The sequence below is a fragment of the Serratia sp. JKS000199 genome (assembly GCF_900215455.1).
GTDB lineage: Bacteria > Pseudomonadota > Gammaproteobacteria > Enterobacterales > Enterobacteriaceae > Serratia > Serratia ureilytica.
Genome location: NZ_LT907843.1, coordinates 4,096,578 through 4,115,443, shown reverse-complemented (window position 1 = coordinate 4,115,443; position 18,866 = coordinate 4,096,578). Strand labels below are relative to the sequence as shown.

Genomic DNA, 18,866 nt, shown 5'->3' with positions numbered 1-18,866 from the left:
CTTCTTAAACACCGGGAAAGAGCCTAAAAATAAAACAACCGCACGCTTTACGCCTATCGTAAAGAGAGTCGCGATAAAAGGTTGGAGAAAAACTATGCCATTAGTGATTGTTGCAGGCGGCGTAGCGCTGCTGCTGCTGCTGATGATCCGCTTCAAGCTGAACGGCTTTATCTCTCTGGTTCTGGTTGCTCTGGCGGTCGGGATTGCACAGGGGATGCCGGTCGATAAGGTCATCGGCTCCATCAAGGCCGGCGTGGGCGGCACGCTGGGCAGCCTGGCGCTGATCATGGGCTTCGGCGCCATGCTCGGCAAGCTGCTGGCGGACTGCGGCGGCGCACAGCGCATCGCCACCACGCTGATCGACAAGTTCGGCAGAAAACACATTCAATGGGCGGTGGTGCTGACCGGTTTCACCGTCGGCTTCGCGCTGTTCTACGAAGTGGGCTTCGTGCTGTTGCTGCCGCTGGTGTTCACCATCGCCGCCTCCGCGCGCATTCCGCTGCTGTACGTCGGCGTGCCGATGGCCGCTGCGCTGTCGGTGACTCACGGCTTCCTGCCGCCGCACCCGGGCCCGACCGCTATCGCCACCATCTTCCATGCCGACATGGGTAAAACCCTGTTGTACGGCACGCTGCTGGCGATCCCGACGGTGATCCTGGCCGGCCCGGTCTATGCCCGCTTCCTGAAAGGCATCGACAAGCCGGTGCCGGAAGGCCTGTACAACCCGAAAACCTTTACCGACGCGGAGATGCCGAGCTTTGGCGTCAGCGTCGCCACGTCGCTGGTGCCGGTGATCCTGATGGCGCTGCGCGCGGTGGCTGAAATGGTGTTGCCGAAGGGCCACAGCCTGCTGCGCTTCGCCGAGTTCTTCGGCGACCCGGTGATGGCGACCCTGATCGCCGTGCTGATCGCCATCTTCACCTTCGGCCTGAACCGCGGCCGCACCATGGATGAAGTGATGGGCACCATCACCGACTCGATTAAAATCATCGCCATGATGCTGTTGATCATCGGCGGCGGCGGCGCCTTCAAACAGGTGCTGGTGGACAGCGGCGTCGAGCAGTACATCGCCGGCCTGATGGAAGGCAGCAACGTTTCGCCGATCCTGATGGCCTGGTCGATCGCCGCCGCGCTGCGTCTGGCGCTGGGTTCCGCCACCGTGGCGGCGATCACCGCCGGCGGCATCGTCGCCCCGCTGATCGCCACCACCGGCGTCAGCCCTGAGCTGATGGTGATTGCGGTCGGTTCCGGCAGCGTTATCTTCTCGCACGTTAACGATCCGGGCTTCTGGCTGTTCAAGGAGTACTTCAACCTGAGCATCATGGAAACCATCAAATCCTGGTCGGTGCTGGAAACCATCATCTCGGTGTGCGGCCTGGTGGGCTGCCTGCTGCTGGCGACGGTCGTATAATCGTTATCCGACGCCCTGCGGGGCGTCGGCGTTCCAGAGTATCTTTATCAGTTGGGACGCATTTGGCGCGCTCGCGCCAGTTCCCATAAGGGCATGACACAATGAGTAATCCGCAGAATCACGTATTTATCCTGATGGGGGTGTCCGGCAGCGGTAAATCCGCCGTGGCCAGCGCCGTCGCCCGGGAAGCCGATGCCGCCATGCTGGACGGCGATTATCTGCATCCGCGCGCCAACATCAACAAAATGGCCGCCGGGCATGCGCTGGACGACAACGATCGCGCTCCGTGGCTGGCTGCGCTCAACGACGCCATCTTCGCCATGCAACGCACCAATCCGGTGTCGCTGCTGGTGTGTTCGGCGCTGAAAAAAAGCTATCGCGACCGCCTGCGCGAAGGCAATCGCAACCTGCATTTCCTCTACCTGAAAGGGGATAAAACGGTGATTGAGGAGCGCCTGAAGCAGCGCAAAGGCCACTTCTTCAAACCGCAGATGCTGGTTTCGCAGTTCGCCACGTTGGAAGAGCCGGGCGAGCAGGAGCCGGATGTGCAGGCGATCGACATCAACCAGCCGCTGGACGGCGTGGTCGCCGATACGCTCGCCTATATTCGCCGCGTTACCGCCCGCTGAGCGCGGGCCGTTGTCGGCGCCGCCAGGCGCCTACAGCTTCATGTAAGCCCGCACGCCGTCCAGGAACATCTGGGTCGACAGCATCACCAGAATCAGCCCCATCAACCGCTCCAGCGCGCTGACGCCTTTGCTGCCCAGCAGGCGCAGGAACAGGTTCGACATCAGCAAAATGGCCGCAGAGAGGCCCCAGGCGATCAACAGCGCCGCCACCAGATGGGGCAGCTGATGTGGATACTGGTGCGACAGCAGCATCAATGCAGCCAGAATCGACGGCCCGGCCACCAGCGGGATCGCCAGCGGCACCAGGAACGGCTCCTCGCCGGCGGACAGCCCGGAGCTGTTTCCTTCCTGCGAGGGGAAAATCATCTTGATGGCGATCAGAAACAGGATGATGCCGCCGGAAATGGAGACGGTTTCGGTGCGCAGGTTGAGGAACGCCAGAATTTTCTCGCCGGCGAACAGGAAGATCAGCATCAGCAGCAGGGCGATCAGCAGCTCGCGAATCAACACCACGCGGCGGCGGCGCGGTTCCAGGTGCTTGAGCACCGACATGAAAATCGGCAGGTTGCCCAGCGGATCCATAATTAAAAACAGCAATACCGTAGCGGAAATCATCTCTGTCATGGTGACCTCGTGATCGGGAAAACGCCTCGGCCTTTTCGGCCGCGTCCTTGCCTATAAGAAGGATTGCTGAGAAATCCCCAGCCATCGAATAAATTCACTTTGCGCCCGCGCCGACATTTTGTAAGGTGAGGAGATATTGCACACAACTCGTTATCACCTAATAAGCCCTTATCCGGGCGGGACACAGATATCATGAAAAACGTTGGTTTCATCGGTTGGCGCGGAATGGTCGGCTCGGTTCTCATGCAACGCATGACGGAAGAGCGCGATTTCGACGCCATTCGCCCGATCTTTTTCTCCACCTCGCAGCACGGTTCTGCCGCGCCGGCCTTCGGCGGCCAGCAGGGCACGCTGCAGGATGCCTATGACATCGACGCCCTGAGCGCGCTCGATATCATTATTACCTGTCAGGGCGGCGATTATACCAACGAAGTTTATCCTAAGCTGCGCGCCAGCGGTTGGCAGGGTTACTGGATCGACGCGGCCTCGTCGCTGCGCATGCAGGATGACGCCATCATCATTCTGGATCCGGTCAACCACGCGGTGATCCAGCAGGGCCTGGACAAAGGCATCAAAACCTTCGTCGGCGGCAACTGCACCGTCAGCCTGATGCTGATGTCCCTCGGCGGCCTGTTCGCCAACGATCTGGTTGAGTGGGCGTCGGTTGCCACCTACCAGGCGGCCTCCGGCGGCGGCGCTCGCCACATGCGCGAACTGCTGACCCAAATGGGCATGCTGCACGCCGATGTGGCGAAAGAGCTGCAGGATCCGGCCTCCGCCATTCTGGATATCGAACGCAAGGTGACCGAGGCCACCCGCAGCGGCAAACTGCCGACCGACAACTTCGGCGTGCCGCTGGCCGGCAGCCTGATCCCGTGGATCGACAAGCAGCTCGACAACGGCCAGAGCCGTGAAGAGTGGAAAGGCCAGGCGGAGACCAACAAGATCCTCAACACCGGCAGCGTGATCCCGGTCGATGGCCTGTGCGTGCGCGTCGGCGCGCTGCGCTGCCACAGCCAGGCGTTCACCCTGAAGCTGAAAAAAGACGTGTCGCTGCCGGAAATCGAGCAGATGCTGGCGACGCACAACGACTGGGTGCGCGTGATCCCGAACGACCGCGAGCTGACCATGCGCGAACTGACGCCTGCGGCGGTGACCGGCACGCTGAATACGCCGGTCGGCCGTCTGCGCAAGCTGAATATGGGGCCGGAGTACCTGTCGGCGTTCACCGTGGGCGACCAACTGCTGTGGGGCGCGGCCGAGCCGCTGCGCCGCATGCTGCGCATCCTGCTGTAAACCCGCTCGCCAGTTCATCTGTTGTATTTCAAAGCCCGCTTATTGCGGGCTTTTTCATATGAGCGGAGTCATGTCGGTATGGTCTGAATGTGGTTACAAGTTAATCTTCCCTGTGATATTTATAAGCGCATTGGCAACATAGCGCAGGTATAGGGATATGATTTCCAACGAAGGATTGCAGGTCGCGCTTTCACCCGTGCAGCTAGCGGCCGTGATGTCGGATAGCACGGTCACAGAAGGGGAAACCTGGGGTAATCGGCTCATGGGGGGACTGGGTTTAGCGGGGGGAGTCGTCGAACTTCTTGGGGCTGGGGTGATGTGCTATGCGCCTGACCCAACATTGTTAACCAAAGTGGGATGCGTGGTCGTTGGCACTCATAGCATGGATAGCATAAAAACCGCATCAAATCAGATCATTACCGGCCGATCATTGACTACAGACACTTACAAGTCGGCGGTTTTGCTGGCTCAGAGTCTGGGGGCCGACGAAGATATGGCTTACAACGTCGGTTTAACGGTAGATATTGCCGTTCCTTTGGTGTTTGCAACCGCTTTAGGCGCTGTACGCGTGGCTTCCGTTCGGGTGGGGCAATTAAAATTGCTTGAACACGAGTCTATAGCCGGTGCAAAAGGAGGTGGGCACACTATTGCTAAGCATGTTGCTAAAAGTTCAGAAGAGCTGCTGGAGCGCTTGGCAAAGAGTCCTGGTTTACAGTCAGCCTCGACATTTACAGATTTACGTACTGCTGAAGACGCGATTAGTCGGGCGTTGAAAGTGAATAACGCGCTTATTAAGCGCTGGGCGCAACAGCCTACTTCGGCCAACGTGCTTGAACTCACGCATAAGGTGGGTAAAGCGGTTGGTTTTGGCTACAGGCAAGGAAGCACAATTCAATTAACGTCCAACAGCGTGCGGGTTGTCTTGCTAAAGAAAATTTACAACGGTAAGCCGTATTACATTTTAACCGCTTACCCCATTATCAGATAAGGGACCCTATGGGCTTTTCAGTCGCTAATCTCGGTACACTTGTGCGTGTTTTTTTTGGGCAAGATTATGATTTATTTGGAGAGTCTGTAGAAGAGATCCTGGCCTCTTATCGGGAGACGGAAAATACCGCGACAGTGAGAAAAACCGTCGATGAAGCACGAGCGTTGCTGGCGCAATATCCTGAGGAACAACAGCTTGAACTTGCTGTTGCTGAACTTGCTGATGGGGAGTTTGCACCAGCGCCATGGGGATACACGGCGCGATCGTTTCTTGAGAAGGTGATCTCTGCTTTGGAATAGGCGATACCTGCTGCTTCTGTACTTTGTTGTAAACCCGCACTTCCTGGGGGCTGAGCGCTTTCAGCCCCCTAACGCCTTATTTTCCGCTTTTTTGTTCGCTGCGCGCCGCGTCGGGCAGCGTTATCGCAAGTCTCGTTTCATTGGGCTGTACCCCGCATCTCTTCTCGTCGGCCGCCACATGCAGATGCCGTCAGGCTGGCAGTTTTCTTAATGAAGAATTTTCCTCACCAATGCCGAGCAGTTTTTAACAGACATTGGCTATGCTTAACGCAGGGGTGAACACTTTTTCACCATGACTGAAATATTTCAAAAAATAAGCATAAAGAGCGAAATTCAGGTCGGCAGAGTAAAGATTGGTCAATAACCGACCGCAATCACGCTTTAGAGTCCGAATGCATTGCATGATGACCAAAACGGCCAAGGAATAACCAACAAGCCGTGCTTAGATCATGCTGTTAATCTAAGGAAGAAGACTATGCCTGTACTTCCCGATCGTGACGTGATTGATCAGATCATCTCCGGCCATTACGCCGATCCCTTTGCTCTGCTTGGCATGCATGCGACCGATAACGGTCTGCAAGTGCGCGCGCTGCTGCCGGACGCTGGCGCAGTCTGGCTGGTGGAACAGCAAACCGGCCGGCGACTGGTGCAGCTGAACTGCGACGATCCGCGCGGTTTCTTCAGCGCCGTGGTGCCGCGGCGAAAAAATCCTTTCCGCTATCAGCTGCAGGTCAGCTGGCGCGATCATCAACAGATCGTCGACGATCCCTACCGGTTCGGCCCGCTGCTGCAGGATATCGACAGTTGGTTATTGGCCGAAGGCACGCACCTGCGCCCCTATGAACGGCTGGGCGCTCACCTCGTCACGCTGGATGGCGTCGACGGCGTCAGCTTTGCGGTCTGGGCGCCCAACGCGCAGCGCGTCTCGGTGGTGGGGGAATTCAACTTCTGGGACGGCCGCCGCCACCCGATGCGTCTGCGGCGTGAGAACGGCATCTGGGAGCTGTTCTTGCCCGGCGTGCGGGCCGGGCAGCTGTACAAATATGAAATCGTCGATTGCTATGGCAATACCCAACTGAAAGCCGATCCTTACGCCTTTGAGGCGCAGATGCGCCCGGATACCGCCTCGCTGGTGGCGCCGCTGCCGGAGGTGGTGCCGTCGACGCCGGCGCGCCGCCGCGCCAACGATTTTGACCAGCCGATCGCCATTTACGAGGTGCATCTCGGCTCATGGCGCCGCCACACCGATAATCACTTTTGGCTCAGCTACGGTGAACTGGCGGTGCAGCTGATCGACTATGTGAAGGACATGGGATTCACCCATATCGAGCTGCTGCCGGTCAACGAGCACCCGTTCGACGGCAGCTGGGGCTACCAGCCGCTGGGGCTGTATGCGCCGACCCGGCGCTTCGGCACGCCGGCCGACTTCAGGGCGTTTGTGGCGGCGGCGCATGAGGCGGGCATCAACGTGATCCTCGACTGGGTGCCGGGGCACTTCCCCAGCGACGCCTACGGCCTGGCGAATTTCGATGGCACTGCGCTGTACGAATACGCCGATCCGCGCGAGGGCTACCATCAGGACTGGAATACGCTGATTTACAACTACGGTCGCCACGAGGTGCGCAACTACCTGGCGGGCAACGCGCTGTATTGGCTGGAACGCTTCGGCATCGACGCGCTGCGGGTGGATGCGGTGGCGTCGATGATCTATCGCGACTACAGCCGCGCCGACGGCGAGTGGGTGCCGAATTACTACGGCGGCAACGAGAATCTGGAGGCCATCGCCTTCCTGCGTTATACCAACCAGACTATCGGCCAGGCGCAGCCGGGCGCGGTGACGCTGGCGGAGGAATCCACCGACTACCCCGGCGTCACCCTGCCGCCGGACGCCAACGGCCTTGGGTTCCACTACAAATGGAACCTCGGCTGGATGCACGACACGCTCAATTACATGAAGTGCGATCCGGTGCACCGCAAGTATCACCACAACCAGATGACCTTCGGCATGCTGTACGCCTATACCGAGAACTTCGTGTTGCCTATCTCGCACGATGAAGTGGTGCACGGCAAAAAATCGGTCCTCGACCGTATGCCGGGCGACGCCTGGCAGAAATTCGCCAACCTGCGCGCCTATTACGGCTTTATGTGGGCGCATCCGGGCAAGAAGCTGCTGTTTATGGGCTGCGAATTCGCACAGGGGCGCGAGTGGAATTTCGATACCAGCCTCGACTGGCATTTATTGGAAGGGTTGGATAACTGGCATAACGGCGTGCAGCGGCTGGTGCGCGATCTGAACCACTGCTACCGGCAGCAGGCGCCGCTGTACGAGCGCGACTACCGGCCTGACGGCTTCGAGTGGCTGGTGGTCGACGATCACGATAACTCGGTGTTCGCCTTCGCGCGCTACGATTCGCAGGGCAATGAGCTGATCGCCATCAGCAACTTTACCCCGGTGCCGCGCTACCGCTACCGCATCGGCCTCTCGCGCGCCGGTGACTACCGCGAGATCCTCAATACCGATTCGCACCACTATCACGGCAGCAACGCCGGCAATCAGGGGCGGGTCTCTTCCGAAGCGGTCGGCAGCCACGGCCGCGACTTCTCCATCTGCGTAACGCTGCCGCCGCTGGCGACCATTTATCTGCTGCGGGAGGCGCCATGACGGAGCTGACGGCCGGCCTCGCCGCGCCGCTGGGCGCGCATTACGACGGCGAAGGCATCAACTTTACCCTGTACTCGGCGCACGCGGAGCGGGTGGAGCTGTGCCTGTTCGACGGCCAGCAGCGCGAAGTGCGCCTGCCGCTGCCGGCGCGCAGCGGCGATATCTGGCATGGCTACTTACCGGGCGGCAGGCCGGGGCAACGTTACGGTTACCGGGTCTACGGCCCGTTTGACCCGGCGAACGGACAGCGTTTTAACCCCAACAAACTGGCGCTCGATCCGGCCGCGCGCGCGGTGGAAGGGCCGGTGGCGGATCACCCGCACCTGCACGGCGGTTACGAGCAGCCGGACCCGCACGACAGCGCGGAGCTGATGCCGAAGTGCGTGGTGGTGGACGAACAGTATGACTGGCAGGACGATCGCCCGCCCGCCACGCCCTGGGGGCAGACGGTGATTTACGAAGCGCACGTGCGCGGCCTGACGCTGCTGCACCCGCAGATCCCGCCGGCGCTGCGCGGCAGCTTCGCCGCATTGGGGCACCCGGCGATGATCGCCCACTTCAAACGCCTCGGCATCACCGCGCTGGAACTGCTGCCGGTGCAGCAACATACCTCCGAACCGCGCCTGCAGCGGTTGGGGCTGATCAACTATTGGGGCTATAACGTGCTGGCGCCCTATGCGCCGGACAACCGCTACGCCAGCCTGAGCACCGATGCCACGCCGCTGAACGAATTCCGCGATGCGGTCAAGGCGCTGCACAAAGCCGGCATCGAGGTGATCCTCGACGTGGTGTTCAACCACAGCGCCGAGCTGGATATGGACGGGCCGATGCTGTCGCTGAGCGGCATCGATAACCTGAGCTACTACTGGCTGACGCCCGAAGGGGACTATGTCAACGACACCGGCTGCGGCAACACGCTGCGGTTGGATCAGCCGCAGGGCGTGGCCTGGGTGATGGATTGCCTGCGTTTTTGGGTGCGGGAGTGCCACGTCGACGGCTTCCGTTTCGATCTGGGCAGCGTGCTCGGCCGCACGCCGGGGTTCGATCGCGATGCGCCGCTGTTCCAGGCGATGCTGGCGGACGATGTGCTGTCGCGCTGCAAGCTGATCGCCGAACCCTGGGACATTGGCCCCGGCGGCTATCAGGTGGGGGCGTTTCCCGGCCGCTTTGCCGAATGGAACGATCATTACCGCGATGACATGCGTCGTTTCTGGCTGCAGAGCGGCGTGTCGCTCGGCCAGTTCGCCCGGCGTTTTGCCGCTTCCAGCGATCTGTATAACCAGCGCGGGCGAGCGCCTTACGCCACCGTCAACATGCTGACCGCCCATGACGGTTTTACCCTGCAGGACGTGGTCAGCTTCAATGAGAAACACAATCAGCCCAACGGCGAGGGCAACCGCGACGGCAGCGATCGCAATTTCAGCAACAACCACGGCGTCGAAGGCCTGGTCGCCGACGACGCCATTGTGCAACGCCGCAGGGCCAGCCAGCGGGCGATGCTCGCCACGCTGTTGCTGTCCCAGGGAACGCCGATGCTGCTGGCCGGCGATGAACAGGGACACAGCCAGCAGGGGAACAACAATGCCTATTGTCAGGACAACGCCACCACCTGGCTCGATTGGGCCACGGCGGACGACGCGCTGACCGATTACGTCGCGGCGCTGATCGCGCTGCGCCGCCAGATCCCCGCGCTGCAGCAGGACCGCTGGTGGCAGCAGGACGACGGCAGCGTGCAGTGGCTGAACGCGCAAGGGCAGGCGCTCGACGCGCAGCAGTGGGAGCAGGGCGAGTCGCTCATGCAGATCCTGCTGTCGCAGCGCTGGCTGCTGCTGATCAACGCCACGCCGCAAACGACGGAGATGAGGTTGCCGGAAGGCGATTGGCAGGTTGTCGCCCCGTTCACTCAGGAAGACTCACGGGCGGTATTGCCCGCCTGGCACCAGGCCGCGCGCTCGCTTTGCGTACTGGTACGGAAATAATAAAAGGAGTCCGCTATGGTTAGGTTTGAAAATAAAGACCCCCTGATGTTGGCGCGCCAGCTGCCGATTAAATCCGTAGCGCTGATCCTGGCCGGCGGCCGCGGTTCACGTCTGAAAGATTTGACCTCCACCCGCGCCAAGCCCGCCGTCCACTTTGGCGGCAAATTCCGCATCATCGACTTCGCCTTGTCGAACTGCCTGAACTCCGGCATCCGCCGCATCGGCGTGATCACCCAATACCAGTCGCACACGCTGGTGCAGCACATTCAGCGCGGCTGGTCGTTCCTCAACGAGGAGATGAATGAGTTCGTCGATCTGCTGCCGGCCCAGCAGCGCCTCAGCACCGAGCATTGGTACAAGGGCACCGCCGACGCGGTGTACCAGAACCTGGATATCATCCGTCGCTACGAGGCCGAATACGTGGTGATCCTGGCGGGCGATCACATCTACAAGATGGATTATTCGCGCATGCTGATCGACCACGTCGAGAAGGGCGCTCAGTGCACCGTGGCTTGCCTGCCGGTGCCGCGCAGCGAAGCCGGCGAATTCGGCGTGATGAAGGTGGATGAAAGCGACCGCATCATCGAGTTTCTGGAAAAGCCCGCCGATCCGCCGGCGATGCCGGGCAACCCGGATATGTCGCTGGCCAGCATGGGCATCTATATTTTTAATGCCGCCTACCTGTTCCAACTGCTGGAAGAGGATATGTCGACCCCCGGCTCCAGCCACGATTTCGGTAAGGATCTGATCCCGAAAATCACCGCGCAGCAGGCGGCGTGGGCGCATCCGTTTACCTTGTCCTGCGTGACGTCCAACCCCGACTTGCCGCCTTACTGGCGCGACGTGGGCACGCTGGACGCTTACTGGCGCGCCAATCTCGATCTGGCGTCGGTGACGCCGGAGCTGGACATGTACGACCGCGCCTGGCCGATTCGCACCCACATGGAACCGCTGCCGCCGGCCAAGTTCGTGCAGGATCGCTCCGGTAGCCATGGCATGACCATGAATTCGCTGGTGTCCGGCGGTTGCATCGTCTCGGGCTCGGTGGTGGTGCATTCGGTGCTGTTCCCGCGCGTGCGAGTGAACTCGTTTTGCACCATCGACTCTACCGTATTGTTGCCGGACGTGAACGTCGGCCGTTCCTGCCGCCTGCGGCGCTGCATCATCGACCGCGCCTGCCATATTCCGGAGGGCATGGTGATCGGGGAAAACGCCGATGAGGACAGCAAGCGTTTCTATCGCTCGGAAGGCGGCATCGTGCTGGTGACGCGCGAAATGTTGTCAAAATTGTGAGTTAACGTGGGGGGCAGAACGATAGCCTGCCGCCCGATGAACGGTTCGATGGCTTGCGCAACGCGGCACACATAACAGCGGCAAGCCTGCTTTATTTCTTATCCAGAGGCCTTCGGCCGACTTTCAGGAGTGATAATGCAGGTCTTACACGTATGTTCTGAAATGTTCCCCCTGCTGAAAACGGGCGGACTCGCAGACGTGGTTGGCGCGCTGCCGGCGGCGCAAATCGCCGAAGGCGCCGATGTTCGGGTACTATTGCCCGCTTTCCCTGACGTACGCAACGGCATACCCGACACCGTGCTGGTGGCGGAGATAGACTCGTTCGCCGGCCGTGTCGGCCTGCGTTACGGCACCTACCATGGCGTGGGCATTTACCTGATCGATGCGCCCTGGCTGTATGACCGGCCGGGCAGCCCATACCACGATCAGTCCATGTACGCCTACCCCGACAACCACCGGCGCTTTGCGCTGCTGGGCTGGATGGCCTGCGAGCTGGCCAAGGGGCTGGATCGCTACTGGCGCCCGCAGCTGGTGCATGCCCACGACTGGCATGCCGGCCTGAGCTGCGCCTATCTGGCCGCCAACGGTCACCCGGCGCGTTCGGTGTTCACCGTGCACAACCTGGCCTATCAGGGCCTGTTCTCCGCCCATCACGTGACCGAGCTGTGGCTGCCGGCGTCGTTTTACGATGTCTATGGCCTGGAGTTCTACGGCCAGATGTCGTTCCTCAAGGCCGGGCTGTTTTATGCCGACCACGTGACCGCCGTCAGCCCGACCTATGCGCGCGAGATCACCCGGCCGGAGTTTGGCTACGGCATGGAGGGGCTGCTGCAGGAGCGGCAGCGGCAAGGCAGGTTGAGCGGCATCCTCAACGGCGTGGACGACAAGATTTGGGATCCGGCCCACGACCCGCGGCTGAGCGCCCGCTACGACGCCGACGATCTGAAAAGCAAGGTCAAAAACAAGCTGCATCTGCAAAAGGCCATGGGGCTGAAGGTGGACGAATCGCTGCCGGTGTTCGCGGTGGTGAGCCGATTGACCAGCCAGAAAGGCCTCGATCTGGTGCTGCAGGCGCTGCCCGAATTGCTGGCGCAGGGCGGGCAGTTGGCGCTGCTGGGCGCCGGCGACGCGGTGCTGCAGCAGGCGTTTCTGGCCGCCGCCGCCGACTACCCTGAGCAGGTCGGCGTGCAGATTGGTTATCACGAATCCTTCTCCCACCGCATCATCGGCGGCGCCGACGTCATTCTGGTGCCGAGCCGCTTCGAGCCCTGCGGCCTGACGCAGCTCTACGGCCTGAAATACGGCACGCTGCCGCTGGTGCGCCGCACCGGCGGACTGGCGGACACGGTCGTGGACTGCGCGCTGGAGAACCTGGCCGACGGCACCGCCAGCGGATTCGTGTTCGACGATTGCGACGCTGTCGCGCTGGGCAACGCCATCCGCCGCGCCATGGTGCTGTGGAGCCGGCCGAAACACTGGCGCCACGTTCAGCGCCACGCCATGAGCGTGGACTTCGGCTGGCCGGTGGCGGCGAAAGAGTATTTATCGCTTTATCAACGCTTGTAGCCCGCGATTCGCGTCGCGGGTTGACGCGCGGCGGGCAACCGTAAGGGTAGATTGTCGGGGCGCAGCGTACCGCGCCCATGTTCAGCGGGGCCAGCTATTCCGCGGCGGATGGCTGGGCTCCCCATTAGGGATTAAAAGCCATGACTTCACCGTTTAGTTACACCTCACCTACGGTCAGTGTGGAAGCGCTGAAACATTCCATTGCCTATAAGCTGATGTTTATCGTCGGCAAGGATCCGGCGATCGCCAACCGCCACGACTGGCTCAACGCCGTCCTGTTCGCGGTGCGCGATCGCATGGTGGAGCGCTGGCTGCGCTCCAACCGCGCCCAGCTGTCTCAAGACGTGCGGCAGGTGTATTACCTGTCGATGGAGTTTCTGATCGGCCGCACGTTGTCGAACGCGCTGCTGTCGATGGGCATTTATCAGGACATCGACAACGCGTTGAACGAGATGGGGCTGAACCTGGCGGAGCTGCTGGAGGAAGAGAACGACCCCGGGCTCGGCAACGGCGGTCTGGGCCGGCTGGCGGCCTGCTTCCTCGACTCGCTGGCGACGCTGGCGCTGCCGGGGCGCGGCTACGGCATTCGCTATGAGTACGGCATGTTCAAGCAGAACATCGTCAACGGCCAACAGATGGAATCGCCGGACTACTGGCTGGAGTACGGCAATCCGTGGGAGTTTCCGCGCCATAACACCCGCTACAAGGTGCGCTTCGGCGGCCGCGTGCAGCAGGAGGGGGCCAAGGCCCGCTGGCTGGAGACCGAAGAAATCGTGGCCATCGCCTACGATCAGGTGATCCCCGGTTTCGACACCGACGCCACCAACACGCTGCGGTTGTGGGGCGCGCAGGCCAGTAACGAGATCAACCTCGGCAAGTTCAATCAGGGCGATTACTTCGCGGCGGTGGAAGATAAAAACCATTCTGAGAACGTGTCGCGCGTGCTCTATCCGGACGATTCGACCTCCTCCGGGCGTGAATTGCGCTTGCGACAAGAGTATTTCCTGGTGTCGGCCACGGTACAGGATATTCTCAATCGCCATTGGCTGATGCACAAAACCTTCGACAACCTGGCGGACAAGATCGCCATTCACCTCAACGACACTCACCCGGTGTTGTCGATTCCGGAGCTGATGCACCGGCTGATCGACGAGCACAAGTTCAAGTGGCTCGACGCCTGGGAAGTGGTGGAGCAGGTATTCTCCTACACTAACCACACGCTGATGAGTGAGGCGCTGGAGACCTGGCCGGTGGACATGCTCGGCCGCATCCTGCCGCGCCATCTGCAGCTGATTTTCGAGATCAACGATCACTTCCTCAAAATGGTGCAGGAGGTGGCGCCGGGCGACAACGATCTGCTGGCGCGGGTCTCGATCATCGACGAAACCAACGGCCGTCGGGTGCGCATGGCGTGGCTGGCGGTGGTGGCCAGCCACAAGGTCAACGGCGTTTCCGCTCTGCATTCCGAACTAATGGTGCAGTCGCTGTTCGCCGACTTCGCCCGGCTGTTCCCGACTCGTTTCTGCAACAAAACCAACGGGGTGACGCCGCGTCGTTGGCTGGCGCTGGCCAACCCGCCGTTGGCGGCGGTGTTGGACGACTGCATCGGCCAAACCTGGCGCACCGATCTCAGCCAGCTGAGCGAGATCAAGGCCAACATCGATTACCCGAGCTTCCTGCAGGCGGTGCAGCGCGCCAAGCGGCAGAACAAGGAGCGGCTGGCGCTGTACATCGCCAAAACGCTCAACGTGGTGGTTAACCCGGATGCGCTGTTCGACGTGCAGATCAAACGCATTCACGAGTACAAACGGCAGTTGCTCAACGTGTTGCACGTCATCACGCTGTATAACCGTTTACTGGCCGACCCTGATATCGAGCGCGTGCCGCGGGTGGTGATCTTCGCCGGCAAGGCGGCCTCGGCCTACTATGCCGCCAAGCAGATCATCCGCCTGATCAACGACGTGGCCAAAGTGATCAACAACGATCCGCGCGTGCATACCCAGTTGAAGGTGGTGTTCATTCCGAACTACGGCGTCAGCCTGGCGCAGATCATCATCCCGGCGGCGGATCTGTCGGAACAGATCTCGCTGGCGGGCACCGAAGCCTCGGGTACCAGCAATATGAAGTTCGCGCTGAACGGCGCGCTGACCATCGGCACGTTGGACGGCGCCAACGTCGAGATGCGCGAGCACGTGGGGGAGGAGAACATCTTTATCTTCGGCAATACCGCCGAGCAGGTCGAGGAACTGCGCCGCAACGGTTACAACCCGCGACAGTACTACGAGCAAGACCCAGAGCTGCATCAGGCGCTGACGCAGATCGCCACCGGCATGTTCAGCCCTGAGGAGCCGAAGCGCTATGGCAATTTGTTCGACTCGCTGGTGAACCTCGGCGACCACTATCAGCTGTTGGCGGATTACCGCAGCTATGTGGACACGCAGGACAAGGTGGACGAGGTGTATCTCAATCAGGACGAGTGGACGCGGCGCGCGGTGCTGAATATCGCCAATATGGGTTACTTCTCATCCGATCGCACCATTCAGGAATATGCGGATGAAATTTGGCACATTAAGCCGGTGAAGCTGTAAAGCGGACAGAAAAAAAGCAAAGGGCCGGATAACCGGCCCTTTTTCGTTACGCTGCGGCTCAGGAAGCCAGCGACAGCGCTTTCGTTTTCGCGTGTTCCGCCAGCCAGGCTTTCACGCGCGCCTGCTGCGCTTCGTCCAGCCACATGCCCAGCTTGGTGCGGCGCCAGATAGCGTCGTCCAGCTCCACGACCCACTCTTTCTCGGTCAGGTAGCGCAGTTCGGCTTCATACAGACCGTGGCCGAAATCTTCGCCCAGATCGGCGAGGCCGTTGGCGCCGGCCAGGATCAGCTCGCTCTGGCTGCCGTAGGTGCGGGCATAGCGGCGCGCCAGGGCTTCCGGCAGCCAGCCGTGCGCACGGCGCAGTTTGGCCGCGTAACCGTCGCGGTCGCCGTCGATGTCACCGCCCGGCAGCGTGGCGTTTTTGGTCCACGCCGGGCCGCAGCCTGGGTAGTAGTGGGCCAGTTTTTCCATCGCATGTTCGGCCAGCTTGCGGTAGGTGGTCAGCTTGCCGCCGAAGACCGACAGCAGCGGCGCCTTGCCTTGCTCGTCGTGCACGTCCAGCGTGTAATCGCGGGTGATCGCCTGCGGTGAATCGGATTCGTCGTCGCACAGCGGACGCACGCCGGAGTAAGTCCAGACGATGTCGTCGCGGCCCAGCTGCTTCTTGAAGTGATCGTTGTACACTTTCAGCAGATAAGCGATTTCGTTCTCGTCGATCTTCACGTCTTTCGGATCGCCTTTGTACTCCACGTCGGTGGTGCCGATGATGGAGAACTCGTCATTCCACGGGATCACGAACACGATGCGGTGGTCTTCGTTCTGCAGAATGTAAGACTGCGGCTGATCGTGCACGCGCGGCACCACGATGTGGCTGCCTTTGATCAGACGGATGCCGTAAGGCGATTTCAGCTTCAGGCCGTCGTCGAAGAAGTTTTTCACCCACGGGCCGGTGGCGTTCACCAGGCCTTTGGCGCGCCAGGTGAAGGTTTTGCCGCTGTCGATATCGACCGCTTCCACCATCCACAGGCCGTTTTCGCGCCATGCGCGGGTCACTTTGGTGCGGGTGCGCACTTCGCCGCCGCGTTTTTCCACTTCCTGCGCGTTCAGCACCACCAGGCGAGCATCGTCGACCCAGCAGTCGGAATATTCGAAACCGCGCTTCAGTTCAGGCTTCAGCACCGATTCTGGTCCAAAGCGCAACCCCTTGCTGCCCGGCAGGCTGGTGCGTTTGCCCAGGTGATCGTACAGGAACAGGCCGATACGGATCATCCAGGCCGGACGCAGGTGCGGCTGGTGCGGCAGGCGGAAACGCATCGGGAACGCGATGTGCGGCGCCAGTTTCAGCAGCACTTCACGTTCGGCCAGCGCTTCGCTCACCAGACGGAATTCGTAGTGTTCCAGGTAGCGCAGGCCACCGTGGATCAGTTTGGAACTGGCGGAAGACGTAGCACAGGCCAAGTCTTGCGCTTCCAGTAGCAGTACCGACAGCCCGCGCCCGGCAGCATCCGCCGCGATGCCGGCACCGTTGATGCCGCCACCGATAACGATCAAGTCTTTGGTTTCCACGTCATCTTCCTCCAGATGTTCGAAATAGCTCTTTCATGTTCGTTTTCGCTCATGATTGTAATCAAAAACCAACAAGCAAGCCAAGACTTAACCAAACAAAAACATTTAGGCGTGATAGAGGTAACAGTTTGGTGATGATAGTCACACAAGTAGCATGGATATGGCGCGGGCGCGCAAACGGCTGTCGGTGAGGGGGTTAAAGGGATGAAACGGGGCGGCGGCGCGCCCCGCAGGTTAAGGCCGAATCAGCACAGCTCCAGCTGCACGTCGTACTGTTCGATGATTTTCATCACGCTCGGCGGCGGCAGCTGGTCGGTAAACAGGTAGTCGATCAGGTTCATGTTGCCCAGGTTGACCATGGCGTTGCGGCCGAATTTGGAGTGGTCGGTTACCAGCATCACGCAGCGGGAATTTTCGATAATCGCGCGTTTGGTGCGCACTTCGTGATAGTCGAATTCGAGCAGCGAGCCGTCCATATCGATGCCGCTGATGCCGAGAATGCCGTAATCGAGACGGAATTGGGAGATGAAGTCCAGGGTGGCTTCGCCCATGATGCCGCCGTCGCGGGTGCGCACTTCGCCGCCGGCCAGGATCAGGCGGAAGTCTTCTTTGGCGGTCAGCAGGGTGGCGACGTTAAGGTTGTTGGTGACCACGCGCAGGTTCTTGTGGTTCATCAGCGCATGGGCCACCGCCTCCGGCGTGGTGCCGATATCGATGAACAGCGTGGCGCCGTCCGGGATCTGGCTGGCGACGCGCTGCGCGATGCGGGCTTTCTCTTCCGACCACATCACCTTGCGATCGTTATAGGCAGCGTTGACCGAGCTGGAAGGCAGCGCCGCGCCGCCGTGGTGACGCTGGATCTTGTTCTGGTCGGCCAGGTCATTCAAATCGCGGCGAATCGTTTGCGGGCTGACGTCAAAATGCTCGACCAGCTCTTCCGTGCTGACGTAACCCTGCAGGCGCACCAGCTCGATAATTGCGTCATGACGCTGTGTTTGCTTCACGATAATCCCCTAAAACGCCCGCTATGCCCGCTGGGCATAGCTCCCGGCTGTTATTGTTCGTTGTGTGCGCGATGACGCGTATCCCAAAATGCCATCAATAACCCTAACACTAAACCGGCTACGTGTGCCGCGTTGGCGATCGACATTCCTAAAATATCGAAATATCCGGCCACCAGCCACAGCACCGAGAACACCATCAGGCCGCGCGGCAGCATCAGGCCGCGCTCCGGCGCCCGTTCGCCCGACAGCCAGACATAGCCCATCAGCGCATAGACCACGCCTGACAGCCCGCCGAACAGCGCGCCGCTGAACAGCGATTGCGCCCAGCCGCTGAAGAACGCCGACACCACCGCCAGCACGAACAGCTTGCCGGCGCCGAGGCGTTTTTCCATCTGGCCGCCGAGATACCACCACCACATCAGGTTAAACAGGATATGCAGCAGGGAGAAATGCAGGAACGCATGGCTGATCCAGCGCCACAGCTGGGTGTATTGGCTGCTGTCCTGCGGCCAGGAGAGCCAGTACATCACGGTATCGTCACCGAGCGCCTGCATCAGAATATAGACTGCGATGCACAGCACCATCACGCCGAGCGTCAGCGGCCCGGCTTTGCTGCGCAGGGTGTGCAGGTAGGACTCGCTCTGATAGTGCAGGCCGGCGTCGGTATGGCCGGTCTGCCAGCTGGCGGCCTGATAACGGCGGTTGAGCGGATCGACCAGAAACTGCTGCAGCTCGTGTTGCACCTGCTCGAGATGACCTTCGTCGGCCAGCCAGATTTCCGCCGCCTCGCCGCTGTTGCGCAGCTCAAGCCGGATGCCCTGGGTCGCCATATAGTCGACAAAGGCCAGCGCCAGGCGCGGGTTGGATACGGCGATTACTCTAACCATTGCTCTTCCGTCGTAAGTGAATGATTTTGGCCGCTGCTTGCGCGCCGGCGACCCTGACGGCCGATTATAACGT

The 18,866-nt window shown here is 60.8% G+C and carries 14 protein-coding genes; 10 read left to right on the top strand and 4 right to left on the bottom strand.

Going from position 1 to position 18,866, the window contains the following annotated elements; translation table 11 throughout:
* The first annotated feature begins 94 nt into the window (after positions 1 to 94).
* Positions 95 to 1,411, top strand: coding sequence for a gluconate transporter (gntT, locus tag CPH57_RS19565; RefSeq protein ID WP_016930400.1), 1,317 nt, complete (start codon positions 95 to 97; stop codon positions 1,409 to 1,411).
* A gap of 101 nt (positions 1,412 to 1,512) precedes the next feature.
* A complete protein-coding gene (gntK, locus tag CPH57_RS19560; RefSeq protein ID WP_096242664.1) occupies positions 1,513 to 2,040 on the top strand; it encodes a gluconokinase in 528 nt (175 codons plus the stop codon).
* A gap of 30 nt (positions 2,041 to 2,070) precedes the next feature.
* Here gntK and CPH57_RS19555 read toward each other — a convergent pair whose 3' ends face one another.
* On the bottom strand, positions 2,071 to 2,664 hold the full coding sequence (locus tag CPH57_RS19555; RefSeq protein WP_025159894.1) for a YhgN family NAAT transporter: 594 nt from the start codon (positions 2,662 to 2,664) through the stop codon (positions 2,071 to 2,073).
* A 192-nt stretch (positions 2,665 to 2,856) separates the two neighbouring features.
* On the opposite strand from CPH57_RS19555, the gene asd reads away from it, so the two are divergent.
* The 8 genes from asd (at position 2,857) to glgP (ending at position 15,335) form a co-directional block, all read left to right on the top strand.
* Positions 2,857 to 3,960, top strand: coding sequence for an aspartate-semialdehyde dehydrogenase (gene asd, locus CPH57_RS19550; protein ID WP_096242663.1), 1,104 nt, complete (start codon positions 2,857 to 2,859; stop codon positions 3,958 to 3,960).
* A 157-nt stretch (positions 3,961 to 4,117) separates the two neighbouring features.
* Complete coding sequence (locus CPH57_RS19545) at positions 4,118 to 4,948, top strand: RNase A-like domain-containing protein (RefSeq protein ID WP_047026502.1); 831 nt, start codon at positions 4,118 to 4,120, stop codon at positions 4,946 to 4,948.
* Positions 4,949 to 4,956: 8 nt separating this feature from the next.
* Positions 4,957 to 5,247, top strand: a complete 291-nt coding sequence (locus CPH57_RS19540; RefSeq protein ID WP_033645311.1) for a contact-dependent growth inhibition system immunity protein — start codon at positions 4,957 to 4,959, stop codon at positions 5,245 to 5,247.
* A 475-nt stretch (positions 5,248 to 5,722) separates the two neighbouring features.
* A complete protein-coding gene (gene glgB / locus CPH57_RS19535) occupies positions 5,723 to 7,909 on the top strand; it encodes a 1,4-alpha-glucan branching enzyme (RefSeq protein WP_033645310.1) in 2,187 nt (728 codons plus the stop codon).
* Positions 7,906 to 9,888, top strand: a complete 1,983-nt coding sequence (gene glgX / locus CPH57_RS19530; protein WP_096242662.1) for a glycogen debranching protein GlgX — start codon at positions 7,906 to 7,908, stop codon at positions 9,886 to 9,888. Before glgB ends, glgX begins: the two co-directional genes overlap by 4 nt.
* A gap of 15 nt (positions 9,889 to 9,903) precedes the next feature.
* Positions 9,904 to 11,181: a glucose-1-phosphate adenylyltransferase gene (gene glgC / locus CPH57_RS19525; protein ID WP_004930810.1), complete on the top strand. Its 1,278-nt coding sequence runs from the start codon at positions 9,904 to 9,906 to the stop codon at positions 11,179 to 11,181.
* A gap of 135 nt (positions 11,182 to 11,316) precedes the next feature.
* On the top strand, positions 11,317 to 12,747 hold the full coding sequence (gene glgA / locus CPH57_RS19520) for a glycogen synthase GlgA (protein ID WP_033645308.1): 1,431 nt from the start codon (positions 11,317 to 11,319) through the stop codon (positions 12,745 to 12,747).
* Between the two features lie 140 nt (positions 12,748 to 12,887).
* The gene (glgP, locus tag CPH57_RS19515) at positions 12,888 to 15,335 is read left to right on the top strand and encodes a glycogen phosphorylase (RefSeq protein ID WP_033645307.1); all 2,448 of its coding nucleotides are present in this window, start codon (positions 12,888 to 12,890) and stop codon (positions 15,333 to 15,335) included.
* 58 nt (positions 15,336 to 15,393) lie between these two features.
* Here glgP and glpD read toward each other — a convergent pair whose 3' ends face one another.
* The 3 genes from glpD to glpG form a co-directional block, all read right to left on the bottom strand.
* Positions 15,394 to 16,902 (bottom strand): glycerol-3-phosphate dehydrogenase, encoded by a 1,509-nt coding sequence (gene glpD / locus CPH57_RS19510; protein ID WP_004930801.1) that lies wholly within the window; start codon positions 16,900 to 16,902, stop codon positions 15,394 to 15,396.
* A 245-nt stretch (positions 16,903 to 17,147) separates the two neighbouring features.
* Positions 17,148 to 17,906, bottom strand: coding sequence for a DeoR/GlpR family transcriptional regulator (locus tag CPH57_RS19505; protein WP_004930797.1), 759 nt, complete (start codon positions 17,904 to 17,906; stop codon positions 17,148 to 17,150).
* Positions 17,907 to 17,956: 50 nt separating this feature from the next.
* The gene (gene glpG / locus CPH57_RS19500; protein ID WP_033651754.1) at positions 17,957 to 18,793 is read right to left on the bottom strand and encodes a rhomboid family intramembrane serine protease GlpG; all 837 of its coding nucleotides are present in this window, start codon (positions 18,791 to 18,793) and stop codon (positions 17,957 to 17,959) included.
* Between the last annotated feature and the right edge of the window lie 73 nt (positions 18,794 to 18,866).

Coding starts and splice junctions, on each gene's coding strand:
- gntK (WP_096242664.1), top strand. CDS start 1,513: ATGAGTAATCCGCAGAATCACGTATTTATCCTGATGGGGGTGTCCGGC.
- glgX (WP_096242662.1), top strand. CDS start 7,906: ATGACGGAGCTGACGGCCGGCCTCGCCGCGCCGCTGGGCGCGCATTAC.
- glgB (WP_033645310.1), top strand. CDS start 5,723: ATGCCTGTACTTCCCGATCGTGACGTGATTGATCAGATCATCTCCGGC.
- glgC (WP_004930810.1), top strand. CDS start 9,904: ATGGTTAGGTTTGAAAATAAAGACCCCCTGATGTTGGCGCGCCAGCTG.
- glgA (WP_033645308.1), top strand. CDS start 11,317: ATGCAGGTCTTACACGTATGTTCTGAAATGTTCCCCCTGCTGAAAACG.
- gntT (WP_016930400.1), top strand. CDS start 95: ATGCCATTAGTGATTGTTGCAGGCGGCGTAGCGCTGCTGCTGCTGCTG.
- CPH57_RS19555 (WP_025159894.1), bottom strand. CDS start 2,664: ATGACAGAGATGATTTCCGCTACGGTATTGCTGTTTTTAATTATGGAT.
- CPH57_RS19540 (WP_033645311.1), top strand. CDS start 4,957: ATGGGCTTTTCAGTCGCTAATCTCGGTACACTTGTGCGTGTTTTTTTT.
- CPH57_RS19545 (WP_047026502.1), top strand. CDS start 4,118: ATGATTTCCAACGAAGGATTGCAGGTCGCGCTTTCACCCGTGCAGCTA.
- glpG (WP_033651754.1), bottom strand. CDS start 18,793: ATGGTTAGAGTAATCGCCGTATCCAACCCGCGCCTGGCGCTGGCCTTT.
- glgP (WP_033645307.1), top strand. CDS start 12,888: ATGACTTCACCGTTTAGTTACACCTCACCTACGGTCAGTGTGGAAGCG.
- asd (WP_096242663.1), top strand. CDS start 2,857: ATGAAAAACGTTGGTTTCATCGGTTGGCGCGGAATGGTCGGCTCGGTT.